The organism is Alteromonas sp. G5_S2_22_S1, assembly GCF_054968525.1.
This window is the reverse complement of the sequence record NZ_JBQKUJ010000022.1, coordinates 20,550-39,350: the sequence shown is the minus strand read 5'-3', so window position 1 is coordinate 39,350 and position 18,801 is coordinate 20,550. Positions and strand designations below refer to the sequence as shown.

Genomic DNA, 18,801 nt, shown 5'->3' with positions numbered 1-18,801 from the left:
GTTTACAGCAACGCAAGACTAATTCGGAGAAGATTGTGCTTTTAGTGCCAACAAACCCAGACTACCGTTAATACTCGAACAGTTTTGGCCGTTCTTCTTTGAAGTTGGTGTATTTTGACCACAAAGAGCTACATTCATTTGAATCTATTACGTCAGTTATTTGTCTTACAGTAGCCATATCGTTTTCTACTAGCAATGCAGACACTTGTGATAACATTTCGTCTTTAGCGGGTTTTTCTTCAGATATTTCGTGAAGTTTCAAACATCCCCTGATAAAAACCAAGCTGTCTACCATGCAGATTACGCGAAAAATGAAACGCGGTAACCGCTCTGGTGTTTTGTATTCGCTTCGTTCTTCGTTTAACCAAAAGAGTACATTCTGCTCAAAAGCAACAAGGTTTTCATTGATCCGTTGTGTTGCATCGACATTCAATATACCAAACCGCGACATTTCAGCCTCATAAAACGCAAGATCTAGTAATGCTTCGTAATACAGCATTTTAGCATCTTCTAGCTTGTTTTTGACTTTTTCAAACCGTGAAATTGCGTGCTCTTGAATTGAAATCACTTCTCTTAATATGCTTGGATCACACCGAACCGTTGCTGTTTCATCAATTGAAATAAGCGTTAAGTCGTTAAAAAACCGATCGTAACCATCTTCCACTAAGAACCGGCGAAGATATATGGAGACCGCTAGATTTTTAAATATCAGCCCATTTTGTGTTTCTGTTTCTCCCATTAGATTTTCAAATGCTGTTTCTGCATGTTGAACCTTGTCTAAATTTAATTGCTCAAGACGCCTTACTTCTTCCTTATGATCTTGAGTGAGGCGAACAATATCGTTTTCGTGCCTCTCAGTCAGTGAATTAATTTGCCGCTGCGTGTTCATTTGTAGTTCGATCAGTTCACGATCCGTTGCTTCTCTCAAGGCAACTAAGTCGCTCTCAGCTTCATCTTTAACTGCCTTCGTTCGCGAACTTTGAACATGGTTCATCCAAGCAATTGCCGCTGAAATCATGGCGACCAACAGCGAAATAAGTGCCAGCGCCATTGTTGCAAGGTTTCGACTGGTTTCATTTGTGAAATCTCTAGACGCGAGTAGTGTTTCAGATTTAGTTGATTTGTGCAGTTGATTTAAATGAGGTTGCAATTGCATTCGAATGTCTTGCATGTTGAGAACCTGCAACGACTGCTTTACCTGCTCTAACTCTTGAGCACTCAACTCACGTAACTCTGCGTCAGAAGCCTCTGAAATTTTCTAATACGCGTCATCAATTTGTACTTTAAGACCAGTTAATCCTCTGTAAAAATCGCCATGCTCACGATCATTTGGATGTGCGAGCGATGATGACATCACAAGAAACAAACATATCCATCTTTTCATAAATTATTTCCTTGTTACAAGTAACCACAATGCCAATTCAATATGGGTAGAACATACGTTCACAATATCGAAATCGTCACAGCAATGACTAAAAAACTTTTAGTCAGGGCGCAGAAGAGAGCTCATAAACAGACCAGTAGGATCGTATTGTTGTTTTAATAATTTCAAACGAGCTGTGTGTTGGCCGTAGTAAAGAGCAAGTGGCGACCCATTCCCCATGTCATAATTTTGGTAAGAATGACCATTAAAAAACGGTAATAGCAAATCGAAAGATTTATTCACCCAATCGATAACTTCAGTATCGTCACATTCAGCTTGAGTGATCCCTGTGATACTACAGACGAAAGAAGCGTTGCGGTGAATAAATGCCGAATCGTCAGCGTTTACATCCTGAATAGCGCCACAAAGCGGGTCTAGCATAAATCCACCTGAATTTACCGGACAAGCTCGGTAACACGATAAAAGTGTTTCAATGAATTCGTCTGATAGCTCGCCTTCAATTATGCCATTTCGCCAATACAAACTCAGATCACTATCGTAGTCATTGGATTGGCATTCAACGTATTGCGACCGCCTACTTAACAATGTGGCACCGTCTTGCCATTTGGCTACAGAATCCAAACCGTGCACCCAGTCCTCACTAAACCCCATTATCGAAATTCGTGCTTTATCGTGCATCGATCGCGAGAGATATGCATATAGAAAAACCGATCTGTTATCACTGAGCACTGTTTTGCTATATTGCCTAAGAATAGATCGTGCGTGACATAATGGCCACTCGAGTATTCGGCCATCAATATTTTGGGGGGCATCATTTAATTTAAACGTGACATCGGTCACAACGCCAAATTGACCATGGCCACACCCTTTTAATGCCCAAAACAAATCCGGATGTTGGGATTCGGTCACTTGTCTTACTTTACCGTCAGCAGTTATCAATCCAAACGCGAGCACATTGTCGCAACTCAAACCAAGCTTTCTGGACAAAAAACCGATCCCCCCTCCCAATGTTGCGCCGACAACACCAACATCGGGACAGGTACCCAAAGGAACTACTTTGTTGTGTTGCGCTAGAAAATGGTCCAATTCACTATTTTTGACGCCTGCGCCGACGTTTACTGAGCTCTTATCAACATTCAGTACAGTTGTTTTAAACATCGACATATCAATTACAATTGCATTGTTAAGGACCGACATGCCACTTACACCATGCCCTTGACCCTTAATTGTAATAGATAAGCGCAACTGCTTTGCACATCTGACAATGTGTATAATATCGGTCTTTGTTTTAGGTTGAATAATTACTAACGGAAAACGCGAAACACCTTGATTGAATACTTTCCTGTTTTCTTCATATTCTGCACTACCCGGTGACCAGAATGCGCCGTCAACAAGACTTGCCAGTTCTACCAAACTTGTTTCAGTAGCCCGCGTGATTGAATCTGTTTTTGTCTGTTTTGCAGGTGAAACTTCAACAATACTCTCTAGTAAATTCCAACTACGACTACCAAAAGTGTTTGGCGTGATATCGCTCAGCAATTGTCGCAGATATTGTGCAACTAATCGGGGAGGTAAAAGCTTGTTTGCTGAATACATACTGCGCATTAACTCCGATGCAGGCAACGCGTGATTTGAAGCTTGCCTTATCGTTTCCTGCATTTTGGTGTCGACGTTTCCAGGAGCCACAGTTGTAAAAACAGCAATATCGTTATCGACTTCAAGTTGAAAACACTGGCACAGCATATTTAATGATGCTTTGCTCACACAATAAGCTGAGGCGCCAGCAACGGGTTGTACTGGCAAATCACTGGTTAAAAACATCACGCGGCTATGACTAAATTTTTTTAAGCATATCTGCGTTAAAAGGCGAGGTACTTCGACATTTATCCATTGGGTTGCCTCCCACTCATCAGGGGCGACGTTGCTAATATCTCCAAATGGCATGACAACACCTGCGCAATGGATCAGGTAGCTAAAGTGAGTATGCTGATTGACAACGTTTTGAAGGCTTTTAATACAATCCCTATTAGTGAAATCGATACACTCGATTCTGACCCTATCCCCATAAGACCTTTTAAGCTGTTGTAAAGTTTCTGGATTTCTACAAAGTGCTACGATCTGGATAAAAGGGTAGGAGAGTAGAAGCTCTTTTGTAAGCGCAAGTCCTATACCAGAGCTAGCGCCTGATATTAGTGCTGTCTGTTGATACAACATCTTAAAAGCCTATTTCGTAGAAGAGTGAAAGCTCACTTATATGTTTGATAGCTTCAGCATAAGTAAAGTCCTTGAATGGATAAATAAAGTTAATGATTTGATTACAGAAATGTAATCAAACCGTAATCGATTCGTTGTGATGCTTTGATCTGAATCAACTACAGTTGAAATGAAATCACTACGATTAAATACATAAACATTTTATTAAGGTGCCTACGACGAACAAGGACAACTAGATATCACAGCCAATGGGTTTGATATCAACTTTATTAGTACTCACGCCATCATCAGAGGCGAGTATATTAAAACTGAAACGGACTCATTTGTTGAGCGAGATCATGAGCAAACTATTGACTCATTTTCACGCAATGGATGGTTTTTACAAGGTACTTTCTTCGTTGGGCATGCTTTTCAATCCCTAGGTAGTACTGAATTGGTCCTTGAATATGCTGAAACCAATAAAATTGAAGAAGCGGAGCGCTGGATGGTAGGTGTCAACTATTGGTTGGACCCTCGTTCAGTTATTAAGGTGGGCTATGAAGATACAGACGTAGTTGAAGGCCCTGATGATACACGGTTTGCTGTGCAATTCAGCTATGGATTCTAGGGGATATCATGAACAAGAAATTAATTATATGTGCACTAATCACATTTATTTCGTTACCGAACTTGGCAGACGATGAAACCACACTTTCTGGCGCAGAGTTAATTAATAACAACTGTGCGCGTTGTCATAACAGTAGGCCTGTGCGTGAGTTTTCTATCAGTGAGTGGAGAGTGATCATGCCACACATGCGCGAAAAAGCGCATTTAACCGGCAGCGAAGTATAAGCCATTCTTGAATTCATGGAAATAGCTTCTAGTCCTGCTCAACCGGTAGAGGTGACTCTGGCTAAATCATTAACAGTCAATCCACGTGACGTACTCACTCGATATGGTTGTCAGGGGTGTCATCAAGTGCAAGGCGCAGGCGGAACACTCGGTCCATCGCTGGATAATGTTATTAGCGAAAACGGCAGGGCATTCTTTTTGCGCAAAGTTAAGGAGCCTCAATTTAATAACTCGTCGTCCGCAATGCCGCAAATGCCGATTACAGATGATGAGCTTGAAGCTTTAGCTGAGTTTTTATCGTCCATATAGCCTATTGACCTGAGTCTAAGACATTAGATTAAGGTGACAAGACGTAAACTTTAAACCTAAAACGCTCAACTGAGCATAATCAAAGGAAACAATCTTATGAAAAAGCTTACTTCACTATTACTGGCCAGTGCTTTAGTCGTTGCGCCAATAGCGACTTCTTTTGCATATCAACAGACTGACAAATCTGATATGCCGATGATGGATGGTCAGATGATGCAAAAGATGCAGACGCATATGGAAGAAATGCGCGCAGTATTGGATGCCGTTAAGAGTGAATCGGATCCGGAGAAGCGCGAAGCCATGTTGCATGAGCATGCCCAAAAGATGCAAGACATGATGGGCATGATGGAAGGAAGCGACTCGATGGGGATGAAAGCGGGAAAAGGAATGAAACACAAACACACTGATATGTCCACCGAAGACAAAATGAAAATGATGGAACAGCGTATGTCGATGATGGAAGACATGATGAGCCAAATGATGGGGCACACCGCTGAAAAGTCTAAACCAATACATAAACACAAATAGAGCTAATCACCACGTTACGAGGCAGGAGGTGACCTGCTGTCTCGCTTATTTCAATAATCACAGGAATTTTACATGAATAAATTAATTAAGTTTTTTTCAATTGTAGTCTTGTCAGTTGGACTCCTCGGAGGATGCGCAAGCCAGGTTTATCACGACTACATCATGAGTGGGCAAGTTGTTACAGTCGATGATAAGCAAGCAGTGGTATGTGTATCTGATACGGATGGTTTGAAGGAACATCAAGTTTTTAATGTCTATAGAACTGTCTACGACCCTACAGCAATCTCAGAAGGTGAAAACAGCTATTCACGAGAGTTCGTTGGGAAAATTCGTCTTGGAAAAACTAAGGATAAGCACTTCGCGGAAGCTATTGTGCTGGATGGCGAAATTACGCGTTATGACATGGTCGAGTTTGACCGTGGTTTTTGATTAATATTTTAATTAGGAGTATGCCGTTGTGAATAATAGAGTTTATCACCAACCCTACCGTATAGCGGTTATTGTGACGCTGGTATTAGTGAGTGTCTTATTCACAACCGCGTGCTCAGCAGTACCACAAAGTACTGAGCCAGACAAAAAAAACAATTCATCAGAAACTAAAGAAACTCAGCCTGAGTTAAACGTTGATGACTTCGCTAAAATCCAAACCGCTTTGCGCTCGTTAGACAATTCATTAGCGACCCAGCCAAAAAGCAATGAGAGTGTAAATCCGAGTGATACCAGTGTTTCACTCAATACATCATCAATGCCACTTTCAGCAACAAACACAATGAAAATGGGAAAGAGTAAGAATAAAGGCATGATGCCAATGCGCGGGAAATCGTGCATGGGAATGATGTGCAAAATGATGATGAAAAACAGCTCAATGATGGGTACACCACCTGAACAAAATAAAACACAGATATCTGGTTCTCCATTAAATGAAAGCTTACCCGGTGTCAGTGGAGCGCTGCATTTATACCACGTTGGAGAGCAAGCTTTTTTCTTAAACCACAAAGAGACACTCGAATTGACCGATGGTCAGTACCAAACGCTTCTCACGATCCGAACTGAATGGGAGTCTACTCAACAAAGCTTTACGCTGCAGCGAAGTGCGTTAGAAGCATCGTTGTGGGAATTGACCGCTCAGGGGCTACCTCAATACGACAATATCAAAGACACCATTGCTGAAATAGAAGCCACAAACAGCGCCTTGCGGTTGCAGTTTATTACATCGGTAGGGAAAGCGGTATCAGTATTAACGCCCTCTCAGATCGCTAAGATAAATAGCCTGTGGATGGCCGAACAAACAGGTGAGTTATGAGCATGTGGTGGCCACACACATCATTTTTTCTGCGTTACGCCGTCATTTTGAACGTTATGCTGTTATTCGCAACGACGAGCAGTTACGCACAGCAACAGCCAGAGGATAGTGAGCATGCGAGCCACCATCCTGAAGCTACCAATGATCCCACTGTCAACGCTAATACGGATGTTTTGCCGACTGCTACACAAGGTAAAGGACCGCTGGGCAATGCTGACGCCATGATGGGACCCGGTATGGCAAAAGGCATGGATAAAATGATGGAGAAAATGGGTGCACCCAAACCTAAAGATCTCTATCCCACGCTAATGCGCATGCATTCAGCTACACCCGAACAAAGAGAGACTGTTCTGATTAAAGCAACCGCAAGAATGCAACAAGGAAGTGAGCAACTTGCTACAGGTTTTGATTGGCTTGCCCGCGCAGCTGCCACTGATGACTATTCCCAAATGCAAATGGCTGTTGAAACAGTTAAAGAGGGTATAGCCCATTTTGACAGTGGTCTTGCTGCGAAACGTGCCATACAAGACGGGCAAGAACCACGAAGAGTGGCATTAACCTGGTTCAAGTCACAAATGAATTTGCTTCCCAGTGCGCCGGAAAAAGGTACTTCAACCCTATTTGGTATGACACCGTTTCACAGCGCAGTGATGCTCGTTTTACTCATATTTACAATTGTTATGGTGTATGTGTATGGATTTAAGATGCGCAGAGCTGCCGCGCTGCTCGAAGAGCTTAAGTCTACAGACACCGCAAGCACATCTGCGCCAACGACAAAAGTTTCCTCTGTTGTCGAATCTAATCCGGCTGCCCAGCAGCATGCTTCGGCACCAGCGCAAAGTAGCGAGCCAGCATTGTCATCCACTGCCTCATCGCGCAAGGGCACGTTTAGTGGCGATATGGTAGTAACCGCGATTTTTAATGAAACCCATGATGTTAAAACGTTACGTCTAGCCAGCCCAGATGGACAAACCATTCCATTTGATTTCGAACCAGGTCAATTTGTCACGTTCACACTGAACATCGATGGTTTTGAAAAGCCAGTTAAGCGCTCATACACCATTGCATCATCGCCCACTGAACAGTATTACTTTGAAGTTACGATAAAGCGAGAGGAGTTCGGTGTGGTTTCTCGTTATATGCATGACGCGGTTGAGGTAGGAAATACGCTTTCAATTAAAGCCCCCGGCGGTAAATTTTATTTCAATGGTCATGGTTCAAACAGCGTGGTGTTGATTTCTGGGGGAGTGGGGATCACACCGATGATGAGCGCTGTCCGCTACTTGACGACGACGTGCTGGGACGGTGATATTTATTTTCTGTTTTGTACGCGAACGTCCAACGACTTTATTTTTGAACAGGAATTAAAATATCTGCAAGCACGTCATCCTCGGTTAAAAGTACTGGTCAGTATGACTCAAGCAGAGGGTACATCCTGGATGGGGCCCCAAGGCCGCTTTTCATCCGCAATGATAAACGAATTTGTGCCAGATATTGCCTCAAAAACTGCGCATATTTGTGGGCCTCCTGCAATGATGGATGCTACGAAAAAAATGCTAGCCGAATTGGGTATGCCTAACACGCATATTAAAACCGAAGCGTTTGGGGCTGCTAAACCAGAGCCCGCTCCCGTTAAACCTCAATTAGCCACTAACACCAACGCAGGCGACAACAGACAAGTACGGTTTAGTCTTTCAGACGTCGAAGCCCACGCGGGTCCGGATGAGACCGTATTAGACGTCGCTGATGGACTCGATGTAGATATAGAGAATTCATGCAGAGCGGGTTCGTGCGGGAGTTGTAAGGTGAAACTGCTACGTGGTGACGTCGATATGGAGGTTGATGATGGGCTGGAGCCTGAAGATAAGCTCAGTGGGTATATTCTGGCGTGCCAAGCTATCCCTAAATCTGATGTGGAGGTTGAGGCTTAATGAATTCTCAAGAGCGCACAATTGTAAGCAGCTTGGTTGTCCTAATGATCCTGCTATGGCTCGGTTTTTTATGGCATAGAGACCCAGCATTCCCAGGCAGTTTTATTGGATTTGGCGTGGGTTTAAGCGCTTCGGTATTAATGCTTATCCCATTGGTATACATGACCATTAAGCGTAACAAATCACTTAAGAAAGTCGTGACGAAGCACATCGCTATGCCAACGCTCCTGCGTATACATATCTATGCTGGTGTGCTGGGGCCTATTCTAGCGCTGATCCATAGTGCCCATCGTTTTGATAGTGCTACCGGAGTTTCGCTTGTTATCTTTATGATGGTCGTTGTGATCAGTGGGTTTGTGGGTCGATATGTACTCGGTCTTATTTCATCGAATGTGAAAGAGAAAAAGCGCCAAGTAAATGAACTCCACGTTGCGCTTTCTAACGCAAAACAGGCGTTGAAAGACGCAGTCTGTGATGACAGATATTCGACGTTTGCCCAAACATCCGCACGACATATTCCTTACATCACGTTAAATGTGCCTACTTCAGCACAAAGTAAATTGTTCAAACAAGAAAGCCAGGTTCTTTCTATCATTGATACAATTTCCGATGTTGAGTACAGCATTCTCATTCATGACACCGCGAAGGTGTGGTTTGCTCGTTGGTTAAAATTTCACATCGTGATTTCAATGACACTTTATGTAGTCCTGTTTTTTCACATTTTCAGTGAAGTTTACTTTGGACTGCGCTGGTTATGATGAAATGGATAATAATCGTTCTTGGCTTAGTTGCTGCTGGCTTTGGCGTCAGTCATTTCATTCATATGCCTGAAGATAGCGCACAAATTCCATGGGAAAAAATGGTTGAACCCGGTTCACTCAATAAAGCACATGCCTTTCTCGCGGATGACTGTTTGAGTTGTCACACACCGGTGAAGGGCGTTGAGCGTGACAAATGTGTGGCGTGTCATGCAAATGATACGCATATCGTTGCGCGTCAACCCACTGCATTTCATACCGACATCAAAGAATGTGCAAGTTGCCATGTAGAGCACAAAGGTGAATCGGCCAACATTTCGCTCATGAGCCATATAGCGTTAGTCGACATTGGTTTCAATATGCTCCCCAACCCAAATGTCCCGTTTGACGAGGGCGCTGCCACCATGGCGTTTTTGGAGAACATACTAGCGAATAAACAAACTCCTGAGCCCTTGTTTGTGCACCCTGAGGTCAGTAATAAAGAAGCCTTATTAAATTGTACGCAATGTCACAGCAACGATGATCGCCATTTAGGTCTATTTGGAGAGGATTGCGTGCAGTGTCACAGCACAGACAAATGGTCATTGCCAAAGTTTATTCACCCGTCGAGTCAATCACGTGATTGCAATCAATGTCATGAAGCGCCGCCCAGTCACTATATGCAGCATTTTAAAATGATTTCCGCCAAAGTGGCAGGCGAGCCTAAAGCTAAAGTTGAGGAATGCTATGCCTGCCATCAATCTACGTCCTGGAACGATATTAAGCGTGCCGGGTGGTATAAACACCATTAAGGGGTACAAACTGTGATCACAAATTCCATTGCGCTCGCAACCTCGGTGCTGATCGCAATAGTATTGTGTCTGCCTCGCTTACGACAATCTTTCCAATGGCGAGCAACAGTCACACCGTTGGCTTCCATTATTGGTAGTGGCTTTTTGATCATTGCACCACTGCTGCATTCGGTAATGGGGAAATGGGCACTGCTTGGAATAGTGTTGTTGTCCATTCTGGCATATGCGCTGGGGTCGGTTATTCGCTTCAATATACGCCACGCAGAACCTGAGCTAGCTAGCAATCAACAAAGCAGTATTATGACGCTTGAAAAAGCAAGTCAATGGGCGCTTGGTGCGGCATATGCCATTTCCGTGGCGTTTTATATTAGTTTGTTTGCAGCGTTTGTTTTTGATCGTTTATCTATCTCTGATACGACGTACATCAAACTGTTTACCAGTGGGTTGCTTGTCATCATTATGGTGGTCGCTTGGCTTCGAGGTGCTAGGGGGCTAGAGACCATTGAGCTATTCGCCGTGACAATAAAGTTGGCTATTATAGTAGGTGTGCTCGCAGCGCTGGCAACCTACGACATACAAGTACAAAGTGCTTGGTTTCAACATGAAGCGATACAGGCATTGAGCCATTTTGAAACTGTTAGCATGCTCGCAGGGATGCTCATGGTAACGCAAGGGTTCGAGACAACCCGTTTTATGGGGAATAACTATACGCCAGAACAGCGCATTAAAGCGAGTCGTTATGCTCAGTGGATCGCTATTTTTCTCTATGTTGTTTTTATCGGTCTAACGTGTCCTATTTTCCTGGATTTTCCGATCACGGAATTAAACGAAACAACGATTAGCTACACCCTAGGGCAAGCAATATGGGTATTGCCGATTTTATTACTGGTTGCCGCCACGGCAAGTCAGTTAAGTGCAGCATTAGCCGATACTATCGGTGGCGGAGGCCTCTTAAAAGAGCTTTTCCATTTACCTATCTCCCCCCAATTTTACTACGTTTTAGTTATCGCCATCGCAGGTATATTAGTTTGGTCATCTAACGTATTTGAAATTATTAATCTCGCTTCAAAAGGGTTTGCACTTTATTACCTGATCCAAACAATAATCGTGATCAAACTCGTGATGCGTCAAAGCACAGGTCAACGCATTAGGTCAACAAAATTACTTGGTCTATCGGTGATCGTTCTCTGTTTATTCTTTGTGATTGGCTGGTCAATTCCAGCACCTCATAGCTAATAAGGAAAATACCGATGCTATCACTAGAAACTACACCAACAATTGACCAAATTAAAAATGCGGCTAAGCGCTACGCTATCATTGGTGTTGGAAATCTACTGCAGCGAGATGATGGCGTTGGTGTGCACGCGGTTCGTGCTCTGCAACCCCTGCTAAAGTCTTATTCAAATGTATCTTGCATTGACGCTGGGACACTGAGCTATGAACTTTTGGAGTGGGTCGCGAGTTCCGATCATACGATAGTCATCGACGCGGCCTACATGCGCTGTTCGCCTGGTACGGTGAGAGTGTTTGAGGACGAGGCAATTGCGGATCAGTTTAAGCAAGCGACGACCCATTCCGTTCACCAGATCACGGTGCGTGTGTCCTGCTTGCTCGCGAGGACTATGGTTTGCAAGGTCAGCTAAAGTCTGATTGTGGAAGCGTTGTTCCTCTTATTGATCCAATCAAGCATTTGGAAGGTGTTCGTTTTGTGCGTGACCCAACTCGTGGAGGGTTGTCAGTATTACTCCATGACGTTGCTAATGAAACAGGCTTCGATATCGAGTTAATTGAAAATAATATTCCGGTGCGACCTGAAGTGGCAAGCGTGTGTGAAATATTAGGCTTTGATCCGTTTGTTTTAGCGTGTGAGGGACGCATTGTTGCTGTTGTTGCCCCTGACATAAGCGGTAAGGTGCTAGAACACTGGCGGAGCATTCGAAACGGGGAGCAGGCCGAACACATTGGTGTAATAGTAAAAAACACCGAATCAAAAGGGCGCGTGACCATTGTTACGCCAATGGGAGGAAGACGTTTCATGAATGAACTCGAAGATGAGCCGCTTCCAAGGATCTGCTGAAAGAATAGGTGTTGACCTGTGAGCAACACATAGGTTTACCCTAGTAACGTGAGAGTAGAACATAGGATTAAAGGCGTGCTTAACCGCATATCTATGTTGATAAAAGAGGAGCGTTAAAATGCGCGTTAAACAAATTGCAGATGCACTAGAGATTAGCGCGGACAGCGTACGGTATTACACGCGCATTGGGTTTTTGGTGCCAAGTAAATCGCACAATGGTTACAAGTATTACAGGCCCGCTGATGTGACACGACTACGGTTTATTTTAAGCGCGCGTTCATTAGGTTTCTCTATCAATGATATTAAGGAAATTCTGTTCACGTCATCACAAACCAACGCGCCATGCCCGACGGTTCGGCGCCTTATTGAACAAAGGTTGAAAGAAACTGAACAGCGGTATCAGGACATGCATGAGCTAAGACTGCGCATGCGAAAAGCAATCTCAGAATGGGAAAATACACCGGATCAGCATCCAACGGCCGATACGATTTGCCATTTGATTGAAGGTTTCACAACACTTAAATCATAACATTATTTAGAGAGGGAGTGGCTCATGAATTCAAAAACGGACGATGCGAAAATTCATTCGTGTTGTGGCGGTGACAAAAAAGTATCAACCGCTAGTAAGGCGGTCGAGAGTGAAACAAATACTGAGCAAGTCTCTGCGTCTTCGGGTGAGCTACAACTCAATATCCAAGGTGCAAGTTGCGCCAGTTGTGTGTCTAAAATTGAAGCGGCCTTAAAACAGGTCTCGGGTGTCACCAATGCTGAGATGAATTTTGCTGAACGCTCGGTGTTGGTGATGGGCAGTTCATCCTCCCACGCATTGATTAAGGCGGTAGAGCAAGCTGGGTATAACGCAACATTAGCGAATACGGATTCAGATGAGGCTGCCATTGAAGAAAAGGAACAGGCGGACTGGGCATATTATAAAAAACTAATGCGAGACATGGTCATTGCATTATCTCTTGGTGTGCCACTGATGCTTTATGGCTTGGTGACGGGGGAAATGAGCGTCAACACGACCACTGAGCGGATCGTGTGGTTGATTGTAGGGATCATGACATTGGGTGTTATGGTGTTTTCTGGTCGGCATTTTTATGTAGGTGCTTGGAACTCCTTTAAAAATCACGCCGCGAACATGGATACTTTGATTGCATTGGGGACAGGAACAGCCTGGTTGTACTCTATGGTCGTTGTGTTTTTCCCCGGATATGTGCCTGAAATGGCGCGGCATGTCTATTTTGAAGCAACAGCCATGATAATTGGTCTCATTAATTTAGGCTTAGCGCTTGAGATAAAAGCACGCGGTAAAACGTCCGAGGCAATTAAACGACTGATTGGTTTACAAGCCAAAACAGCTCGCGTCATTCGTGATGGGCATGATATAGATATTCCGATTGAAGATGTTCTGCTAAATGATCTTATCCGGGTTCGCCCTGGGGAGCGCATCTCTGTTGATGGCTTAGTTGTCGAGGGCCAGACAAGTATTGATGAATCAATGCTAACGGGTGAACCCATGCCCATAGAAAAACGAAAAGACGATGAGGTCGTTGCCGGCACGATAAACAAATCAGGCTCTATCGTCTTTCGAGCAGAGCGCGTGGGAAAAGATACCGCGCTTGCTCAAATTATTAACATGGTAAAACGCGCACAAAATTCTAAACCGCCTATTGGTCGATTAGCTGATATGATTTCCGCCTATTTTGTACCGGTCGTCATGATCATTGCCGTGATCAGTGCGCTGGCCTGGTTGAATTATGGTCCATCTCCTGAAGTAGCTTTTGCAATCGTTTCTGCGACCACAGTACTGATTATTGCCTGCCCTTGCGCCTTGGGTTTGGCCACACCGATGTCGGTGATGGTCGGTGTGGGAAAGGCGGCTGAAGCGGGGGTTCTTATCCGAAACGGCGAAGCGCTGCAATCTGCATCAAAAATAACCACTATGGTTCTAGATAAAACAGGCACTATTACTGAGGGGGCCCCTAAAGTAACAGATGTCGTTATAGCTTCAGATCATAGTCACAACGATGTGCTTTCTTTGGCGGCTAGCCTTGAGTCTGGTTCTGAGCATCCACTTGCCATGGCGATCGTTGAATCTGCAAAGGAGCAAGGTGTGCCGATCCATTCCGTTACTGATTTTCAGTCCATTGCGGGGAAGGGGGTTGAAGCCATGCTAAATTCTCAACGCCTGCTATTTGGAAATGAAAAATTGATGATAGACCAAGGGATCGAGCTTCATCATTACATCGACAAAGCGCAGAGGTTAGCAGCGGATGCAAAGACCCCTATGTATTTTGCTATTGATTCTACATTAGTTGCCGTAATTGCCGTCGCTGACCCAATAAAATCTGACTCAATAGATGCGATAAAGCGGCTACAGCATAACGGGATACGAGTTGTGATGTTAACCGGGGATAATCGACTGACCGCAAAAGCCGTCGCCCGAAAAGCGGGGATTGCAGATTACGTTGCCGAAGTGATGCCGGAAGATAAGGCAAACAAAATACTTGAGCTTCAACGTGAAGGCGAAATTGTGGGTATGACCGGTGATGGCATAAATGACGCACCGGCCCTTGCTCATGCCAACGTCGGCTTTGCGATTGGGACTGGGACTGATGTAGCGATCGAAAGTGCGGATATAACGTTGATGCGCGGCTCCCTACATGGGTTAGCGGATGCAATTGCCGTGAGCAAAGCAACACTGCGTAACATCAAGCAAAACCTCTTTGGCGCATTTATTTATAATGTCGCCGGAATACCATTTGCGGCAGGCCTCTTTTATCCATTCTTAGGGATACTGCTTAACCCAGTCATTGCTGGTGCAGCGATGGCATTCTCATCACTAACGGTGGTGACCAATGCTAACCGATTACGTCTATTTAAAGCGAAAGAGCACTAGGAGTACACAATGATGATATGGATTAATTTAGCAGGGCTTATCCTGATTGGGCTTATTGTTTGGTGGTTTTGGCTTTACAAAGCACAATCAACCCAGATAAAAGACGGCAGTATCAAAGTCCTTGTAAAAGACGGCGTGTATCAGCCTGCCAATATCACGGTGCCGGCGCATCAGTCCGTTAAGCTTATGTTCGTCAGAGAAGATGCAACGCCCTGTGCAGAAACGTTATTGATCCCGGAGTTGGATATCAATGAAACATTAGCGCTTAACAAGCGAGTGACGGTCACTATTCCTGCTTCCAGTGCCGGCGTTTACCCATTTCATTGTCAGATGCAAATGTATCGTGGCACGTTGGTGATCAAGTGATTAAACGCTTTTTATTAACGTAAAAGATACCAAAGCGAGGTGTATTATGAGTAAACAAAAAGTCCCCTTTTGGCGCACCCCCAGTGGTTGGTCTGCCATAGGCCTTATTACCGCCGCGAGCTACTTCTTGCTGGTTGAGCATGGTGAGCATGTGTTTCCGTATTTACCTTACTTGATCTTGTTGTTGTGCCTTGTCATGCACATTTTTATGCACGGCAGTCATGGCAAAGGACATGAAACACATGAGCACACCGAAAAAACATTTAAAGAACAAACCGAGGACAATGAGCAATATCGAAAAGGCTATATCGAAGGGTTAGAGCAGGCCCGTAAAGGAAAACATAAAACGGAGAATAATAATGCACGGTGATTCTGATTATGGGCTCTGGGCACTAGTCATTATAAACTCAGCCATTTTTATCTTTTTTGCGTTTAGTTTTATCAAGCCGAAGTCGAAAACAGATTGGCGAAGCCTAGGTGTATTTTCCGCTTTTATCGTGGCCTTATTTACCGAAATGTATGGTTTCCCCCTGACAATATATTTTTTGTCAGGGTGGTTAGCGGAAAGTTATCCAGGGGTAGACTTTTTAGCGCATGAAAATGGTCACTTGTGGCATACTTTGCTAGGGCTATCCGGCGATGCTCACTGGGATATTTTACACATCTTAAGTAATGTCATCATCATTTTAGGTTTCTTTTTACTATCCGCTTCTTGGAGTGTCCTACACCACGCGCAAAAATCGCATAGTTTAGCCACTACTGGATGGTACGCTCGCTGCCGGCATCCTCAATATGTTGCATTTATACTGATCATGTTTGGCTTTTTGTTGCAATGGCCAACACTGCCAACCTTACTTATGTTTCCAATTCTTATTGTCGTTTATGCTCGACTCGCCACGCGAGAAGAGCAGCAAGCTGAATCCGAGTTTGGTGATAGCTACAGACACTATAAACAAACGACGCCAGGTTGGTTTCCCCGTATGGGTATTTCAAACGTTTCAAGCACTAATTAAGGATTACAAAATGAACAAAGTACTACTGTCATTACTGTTTGTTGGAGGGGTGTTACCCGCGACATTTGCTGCTGCTCAAACGTCGATGAGTGCGGATGATATGCTTCGAAGTAATGAGCTTGTCATGGATGCACTAATGCAACGCATACAACGGATCAACGACGTCTCTGATAGGCAAACTCTCATCGTTGAGCATATGAAAATGATGGAAATTTATTTAACGAATATTGAGAAGAGACTCCAAAGTGAAACAGACCTGCAACACAAAGCACATCTGGAAGAAACGTACACAAATGGCCTTCAACGAAGTCTCGTTCTTATCGACAGCGGTTTAGCAGGGGGCGACTTTGTAGTCATGGGAAATTCGGTAGACGAACTTTTGTTTTATCTTGAACAAAGAATGTCAATTTTACAATCGTTAATGAAGCAGCAGCTCGGTGCCAATAGTGTTTTAAATAATTAAAGAAATGACGAACATAAACAAGTTAACAATCGATTTATAGGAGGAAAAGATGAGCGATCTAGATCACAGAGTCGGTGTATCAGAGGCGAATTTAGTCGTACGGCATTTAAAGTTGGTTGGTATTACCGAAGATAACATAGAAGCAATTATTGCTGGCATTGATGGGACCTTTGGAATCGATGCAGTTTCATTTGAGGACGCCAAAAGTACCCTGCATATAGGCTACGATGCAACCCACTGCAATTTAGATGGCATTGAGACAATCATTCGTGACAACGGGGCAGACATTTCGGACGACTTTTGGACAAAAATGAAAGAAGGCTATTACCAATTCGTTGACGAAAACATTCGTGAAAATGCAAAACACAAACCCTGGAGTTGCCACCGTGTTCCTCCTGGGCAAACCCATAAAAAGTAATTGGTTCAATAGCAACGATCAGACTTACGTTACGCCTGATCGTACAGCCATAACAAACAAAAACAGGACAACACAGTGGTACATAGTAAAAACGAAGCGGACAGAATTAAGTTACTTAACTTGGGAATAATTGAAAGAAACCCAGCTGAGCATGAAATCCATCAAGCGGTACAAGAATTCACAGGTTCCGTTATGCCTAACGCAAAATATTCACTGGAAAAAGCATTAAAAGCGTTTTCTTCAAGCAAAGACGAATAGAAGCGTGGCAAGTTTTAGCCGCTGGAAGGGGCAATTTTTCTATTACCGGCACATGGGTAAATAAAGTGTTAGTGAGTACTTCAATAGGGGCTTTGGTAGCTGTTTTAATAATAGGATTGGCGAAGTTAAATAAATTCGATAAAGACCGAAGTTTTTATCCAACGCTCACTGTTGTGATCGCGAGTTACTATCCATTGTTTGGAGTGTTAGAAAGTCGATTTATATGGCATGAGTTGTGTGATTCATAGACATCATTTCACTTTTCTCAATTGCAGGTCGCGTTGATAATTTGATAGCTGAATGCGCTCGTCCTCAGTTATATAATCCTCGTGAACCTCTTCTCAAAGTGGGGCTTGTTCAAGTCTTTCACAGACAATATCCATTGGCGTTTTTCCCTTTAACTAACCATGTGCCCGTTGCCAGTTGTAGTAATGCTGCCATTCGGGCAATGTTTCGTTTTTTAGTTCGTCTAGATTCAAGTTTACTGTTGAATAAAACTCTTCTTTGTCGGTTCTTTGCTTTCAACCTTACCATTCAGGTGAGGAGAACCAGGCTTGTTAGGACGAAATTTGATGCCATAATCCATCAGCTTTCGCTGAACTTTCTCTGCGAAGAATTCTGTACCACGGTCGGTTTGTATTCGCTGTATTGGAAATGGCATTTCCTCGATTACCTTATCGATAAAAATAAGGGTGTTTGCTGCCGACCTCCGGTTAAACACATCCAGTACGCGATATCTAGAGCAGTCATCAATAGCAGTATATTGGTAAATTCCAGGAGCGATTTTGCATGTATCCATCTGCACTCGATCACCTGGAATGGGTCTTTGGTAACGGATGAAGTCTTTTTTCTTCCGTTGAAATACTATTGGTTTAACGTCATGTCTGGTCAGCACCTTATGTATGGAAGCAAGCGATGATTGAACACTATGCTCGCGAAGAAGTTCATTTTGGATTCTCCGCGCACCAAGCTTCCTGTCTTTTCTCAGGCTTAGAATCCATTCCTCTATCTGATGGTTTATTTTAGTATTTGGCGAGGTATGAGGGCGTTTAGAAACGTCCTGAAGACCGTCTAGACCATTTTCTTTGTATCGTTTTAACCATTTACGAAGAGTGGGTCTGGATATACCACACCTGCGGCAAACCAGACCTGCATTTTTAGTTTCTTCGTAAAGCTCAATCCACTTGAGTCGCTGTCTAATTTCTTTGTTCTTAGAGTCGTATTATGTTGAAACGATCTCTATGAATCACACACA

General features: G+C 43.8%; 22 protein-coding genes and 1 pseudogene. 20 read left to right on the top strand and 3 right to left on the bottom strand.

Translation table 11 applies throughout. The features are described 5' to 3' along the window. Positions 1-67: 67 nt before the first annotated feature. Together ACTRWF_RS17945 and ACTRWF_RS17940 are read right to left on the bottom strand one after the other, a co-directional pair. Positions 68-1,171 carry a hypothetical protein gene (locus tag ACTRWF_RS17945; RefSeq protein WP_020744630.1) on the bottom strand — a complete coding sequence of 368 codons (1,104 nt, stop codon included), beginning with the start codon at positions 1,169-1,171 and terminating at the stop codon, positions 68-70. A gap of 312 nt (positions 1,172-1,483) precedes the next feature. Beyond that, complete coding sequence (locus ACTRWF_RS17940; protein WP_043959776.1) at positions 1,484-3,598, bottom strand: SDR family NAD(P)-dependent oxidoreductase; 2,115 nt, start codon at positions 3,596-3,598, stop codon at positions 1,484-1,486. Between the two features lie 433 nt (positions 3,599-4,031). Here ACTRWF_RS17940 and ACTRWF_RS17935 point away from each other — a divergent pair, with 433 nt between their 5' ends. The 20 genes from ACTRWF_RS17935 to ACTRWF_RS17840 all read left to right on the top strand — a co-directional run bounded on the left by ACTRWF_RS17935 (position 4,032) and on the right by ACTRWF_RS17840 (position 17,546). After that, the gene (locus tag ACTRWF_RS17935; RefSeq protein WP_012516845.1) at positions 4,032-4,205 is read left to right on the top strand and encodes a hypothetical protein; all 174 of its coding nucleotides are present in this window, start codon (positions 4,032-4,034) and stop codon (positions 4,203-4,205) included. 8 nt (positions 4,206-4,213) lie between these two features. Then, on the top strand, positions 4,214-4,429 hold the full coding sequence (locus ACTRWF_RS17930; RefSeq protein ID WP_012516846.1) for a hypothetical protein: 216 nt from the start codon (positions 4,214-4,216) through the stop codon (positions 4,427-4,429). Positions 4,430-4,444: 15 nt separating this feature from the next. Further along, positions 4,445-4,738, top strand: a complete 294-nt coding sequence (locus tag ACTRWF_RS17925) for a c-type cytochrome (RefSeq protein ID WP_239241040.1) — start codon at positions 4,445-4,447, stop codon at positions 4,736-4,738. A gap of 96 nt (positions 4,739-4,834) precedes the next feature. Beyond that, the gene (locus ACTRWF_RS17920; RefSeq protein ID WP_012516848.1) at positions 4,835-5,266 is read left to right on the top strand and encodes a hypothetical protein; all 432 of its coding nucleotides are present in this window, start codon (positions 4,835-4,837) and stop codon (positions 5,264-5,266) included. A gap of 72 nt (positions 5,267-5,338) precedes the next feature. Then, complete coding sequence (locus ACTRWF_RS17915) at positions 5,339-5,695, top strand: hypothetical protein (RefSeq protein WP_012516849.1); 357 nt, start codon at positions 5,339-5,341, stop codon at positions 5,693-5,695. A 28-nt stretch (positions 5,696-5,723) separates the two neighbouring features. Continuing rightward, positions 5,724-6,569, top strand: coding sequence for a hypothetical protein (locus ACTRWF_RS17910; protein WP_020742694.1), 846 nt, complete (start codon positions 5,724-5,726; stop codon positions 6,567-6,569). Continuing rightward, positions 6,566-8,500 (top strand): 2Fe-2S iron-sulfur cluster-binding protein, encoded by a 1,935-nt coding sequence (locus ACTRWF_RS17905; RefSeq protein ID WP_202285640.1) that lies wholly within the window; start codon positions 6,566-6,568, stop codon positions 8,498-8,500. The genes ACTRWF_RS17910 and ACTRWF_RS17905 overlap by 4 nt, the downstream gene beginning before the upstream one ends. Further along, positions 8,500-9,258 carry a hypothetical protein gene (locus ACTRWF_RS17900; RefSeq protein ID WP_014996999.1) on the top strand — a complete coding sequence of 253 codons (759 nt, stop codon included), beginning with the start codon at positions 8,500-8,502 and terminating at the stop codon, positions 9,256-9,258. Before ACTRWF_RS17905 ends, ACTRWF_RS17900 begins: the two co-directional genes overlap by 1 nt. Next, the gene (locus tag ACTRWF_RS17895; RefSeq protein ID WP_458733403.1) at positions 9,255-10,049 is read left to right on the top strand and encodes a cytochrome c3 family protein; all 795 of its coding nucleotides are present in this window, start codon (positions 9,255-9,257) and stop codon (positions 10,047-10,049) included. The genes ACTRWF_RS17900 and ACTRWF_RS17895 overlap by 4 nt, the downstream gene beginning before the upstream one ends. Positions 10,050-10,061: 12 nt before the next feature. Further along, positions 10,062-11,285, top strand: a complete 1,224-nt coding sequence (locus ACTRWF_RS17890) for a hypothetical protein (RefSeq protein WP_156079167.1) — start codon at positions 10,062-10,064, stop codon at positions 11,283-11,285. A 14-nt stretch (positions 11,286-11,299) separates the two neighbouring features. Next, on the top strand, positions 11,300-11,692 hold the full coding sequence (locus tag ACTRWF_RS17885) for a hydrogenase maturation protease (RefSeq protein ID WP_014997002.1): 393 nt from the start codon (positions 11,300-11,302) through the stop codon (positions 11,690-11,692). Beyond that, positions 11,677-12,126, top strand: coding sequence for an AIR synthase-related protein (locus ACTRWF_RS17880; RefSeq protein ID WP_014997003.1), 450 nt, complete (start codon positions 11,677-11,679; stop codon positions 12,124-12,126). The genes ACTRWF_RS17885 and ACTRWF_RS17880 overlap by 16 nt, the downstream gene beginning before the upstream one ends. A gap of 118 nt (positions 12,127-12,244) precedes the next feature. Next, positions 12,245-12,655 (top strand): MerR family transcriptional regulator, encoded by a 411-nt coding sequence (locus ACTRWF_RS17875; RefSeq protein ID WP_015066020.1) that lies wholly within the window; start codon positions 12,245-12,247, stop codon positions 12,653-12,655. A 24-nt stretch (positions 12,656-12,679) separates the two neighbouring features. Beyond that, positions 12,680-15,028 (top strand): heavy metal translocating P-type ATPase, encoded by a 2,349-nt coding sequence (locus ACTRWF_RS17870; protein WP_012516867.1) that lies wholly within the window; start codon positions 12,680-12,682, stop codon positions 15,026-15,028. A 9-nt stretch (positions 15,029-15,037) separates the two neighbouring features. Continuing rightward, positions 15,038-15,394 carry a cupredoxin domain-containing protein gene (locus ACTRWF_RS17865; protein ID WP_015066022.1) on the top strand — a complete coding sequence of 119 codons (357 nt, stop codon included), beginning with the start codon at positions 15,038-15,040 and terminating at the stop codon, positions 15,392-15,394. A 46-nt stretch (positions 15,395-15,440) separates the two neighbouring features. Next, positions 15,441-15,764 (top strand): DUF2933 domain-containing protein, encoded by a 324-nt coding sequence (locus ACTRWF_RS17860; RefSeq protein WP_014997005.1) that lies wholly within the window; start codon positions 15,441-15,443, stop codon positions 15,762-15,764. Further along, positions 15,754-16,407, top strand: a complete 654-nt coding sequence (locus ACTRWF_RS17855) for a methyltransferase family protein (RefSeq protein ID WP_014997006.1) — start codon at positions 15,754-15,756, stop codon at positions 16,405-16,407. Before ACTRWF_RS17860 ends, ACTRWF_RS17855 begins: the two co-directional genes overlap by 11 nt. 10 nt (positions 16,408-16,417) lie before the next feature. Next, complete coding sequence (locus ACTRWF_RS17850; protein ID WP_015066023.1) at positions 16,418-16,870, top strand: hypothetical protein; 453 nt, start codon at positions 16,418-16,420, stop codon at positions 16,868-16,870. A 49-nt stretch (positions 16,871-16,919) separates the two neighbouring features. Further along, positions 16,920-17,288, top strand: a complete 369-nt coding sequence (locus ACTRWF_RS17845) for a hypothetical protein (protein ID WP_012516876.1) — start codon at positions 16,920-16,922, stop codon at positions 17,286-17,288. A gap of 75 nt (positions 17,289-17,363) precedes the next feature. Continuing rightward, positions 17,364-17,546: a hypothetical protein gene (locus ACTRWF_RS17840; protein ID WP_012516877.1), complete on the top strand. Its 183-nt coding sequence runs from the start codon at positions 17,364-17,366 to the stop codon at positions 17,544-17,546. 251 nt (positions 17,547-17,797) lie between these two features. On the opposite strand, the pseudogene ACTRWF_RS17835 reads toward ACTRWF_RS17840, so the two are convergent. Then, positions 17,798-18,747: pseudogene (locus ACTRWF_RS17835) on the bottom strand (IS481 family transposase). Positions 18,748-18,801 lie beyond the last annotated feature (54 nt).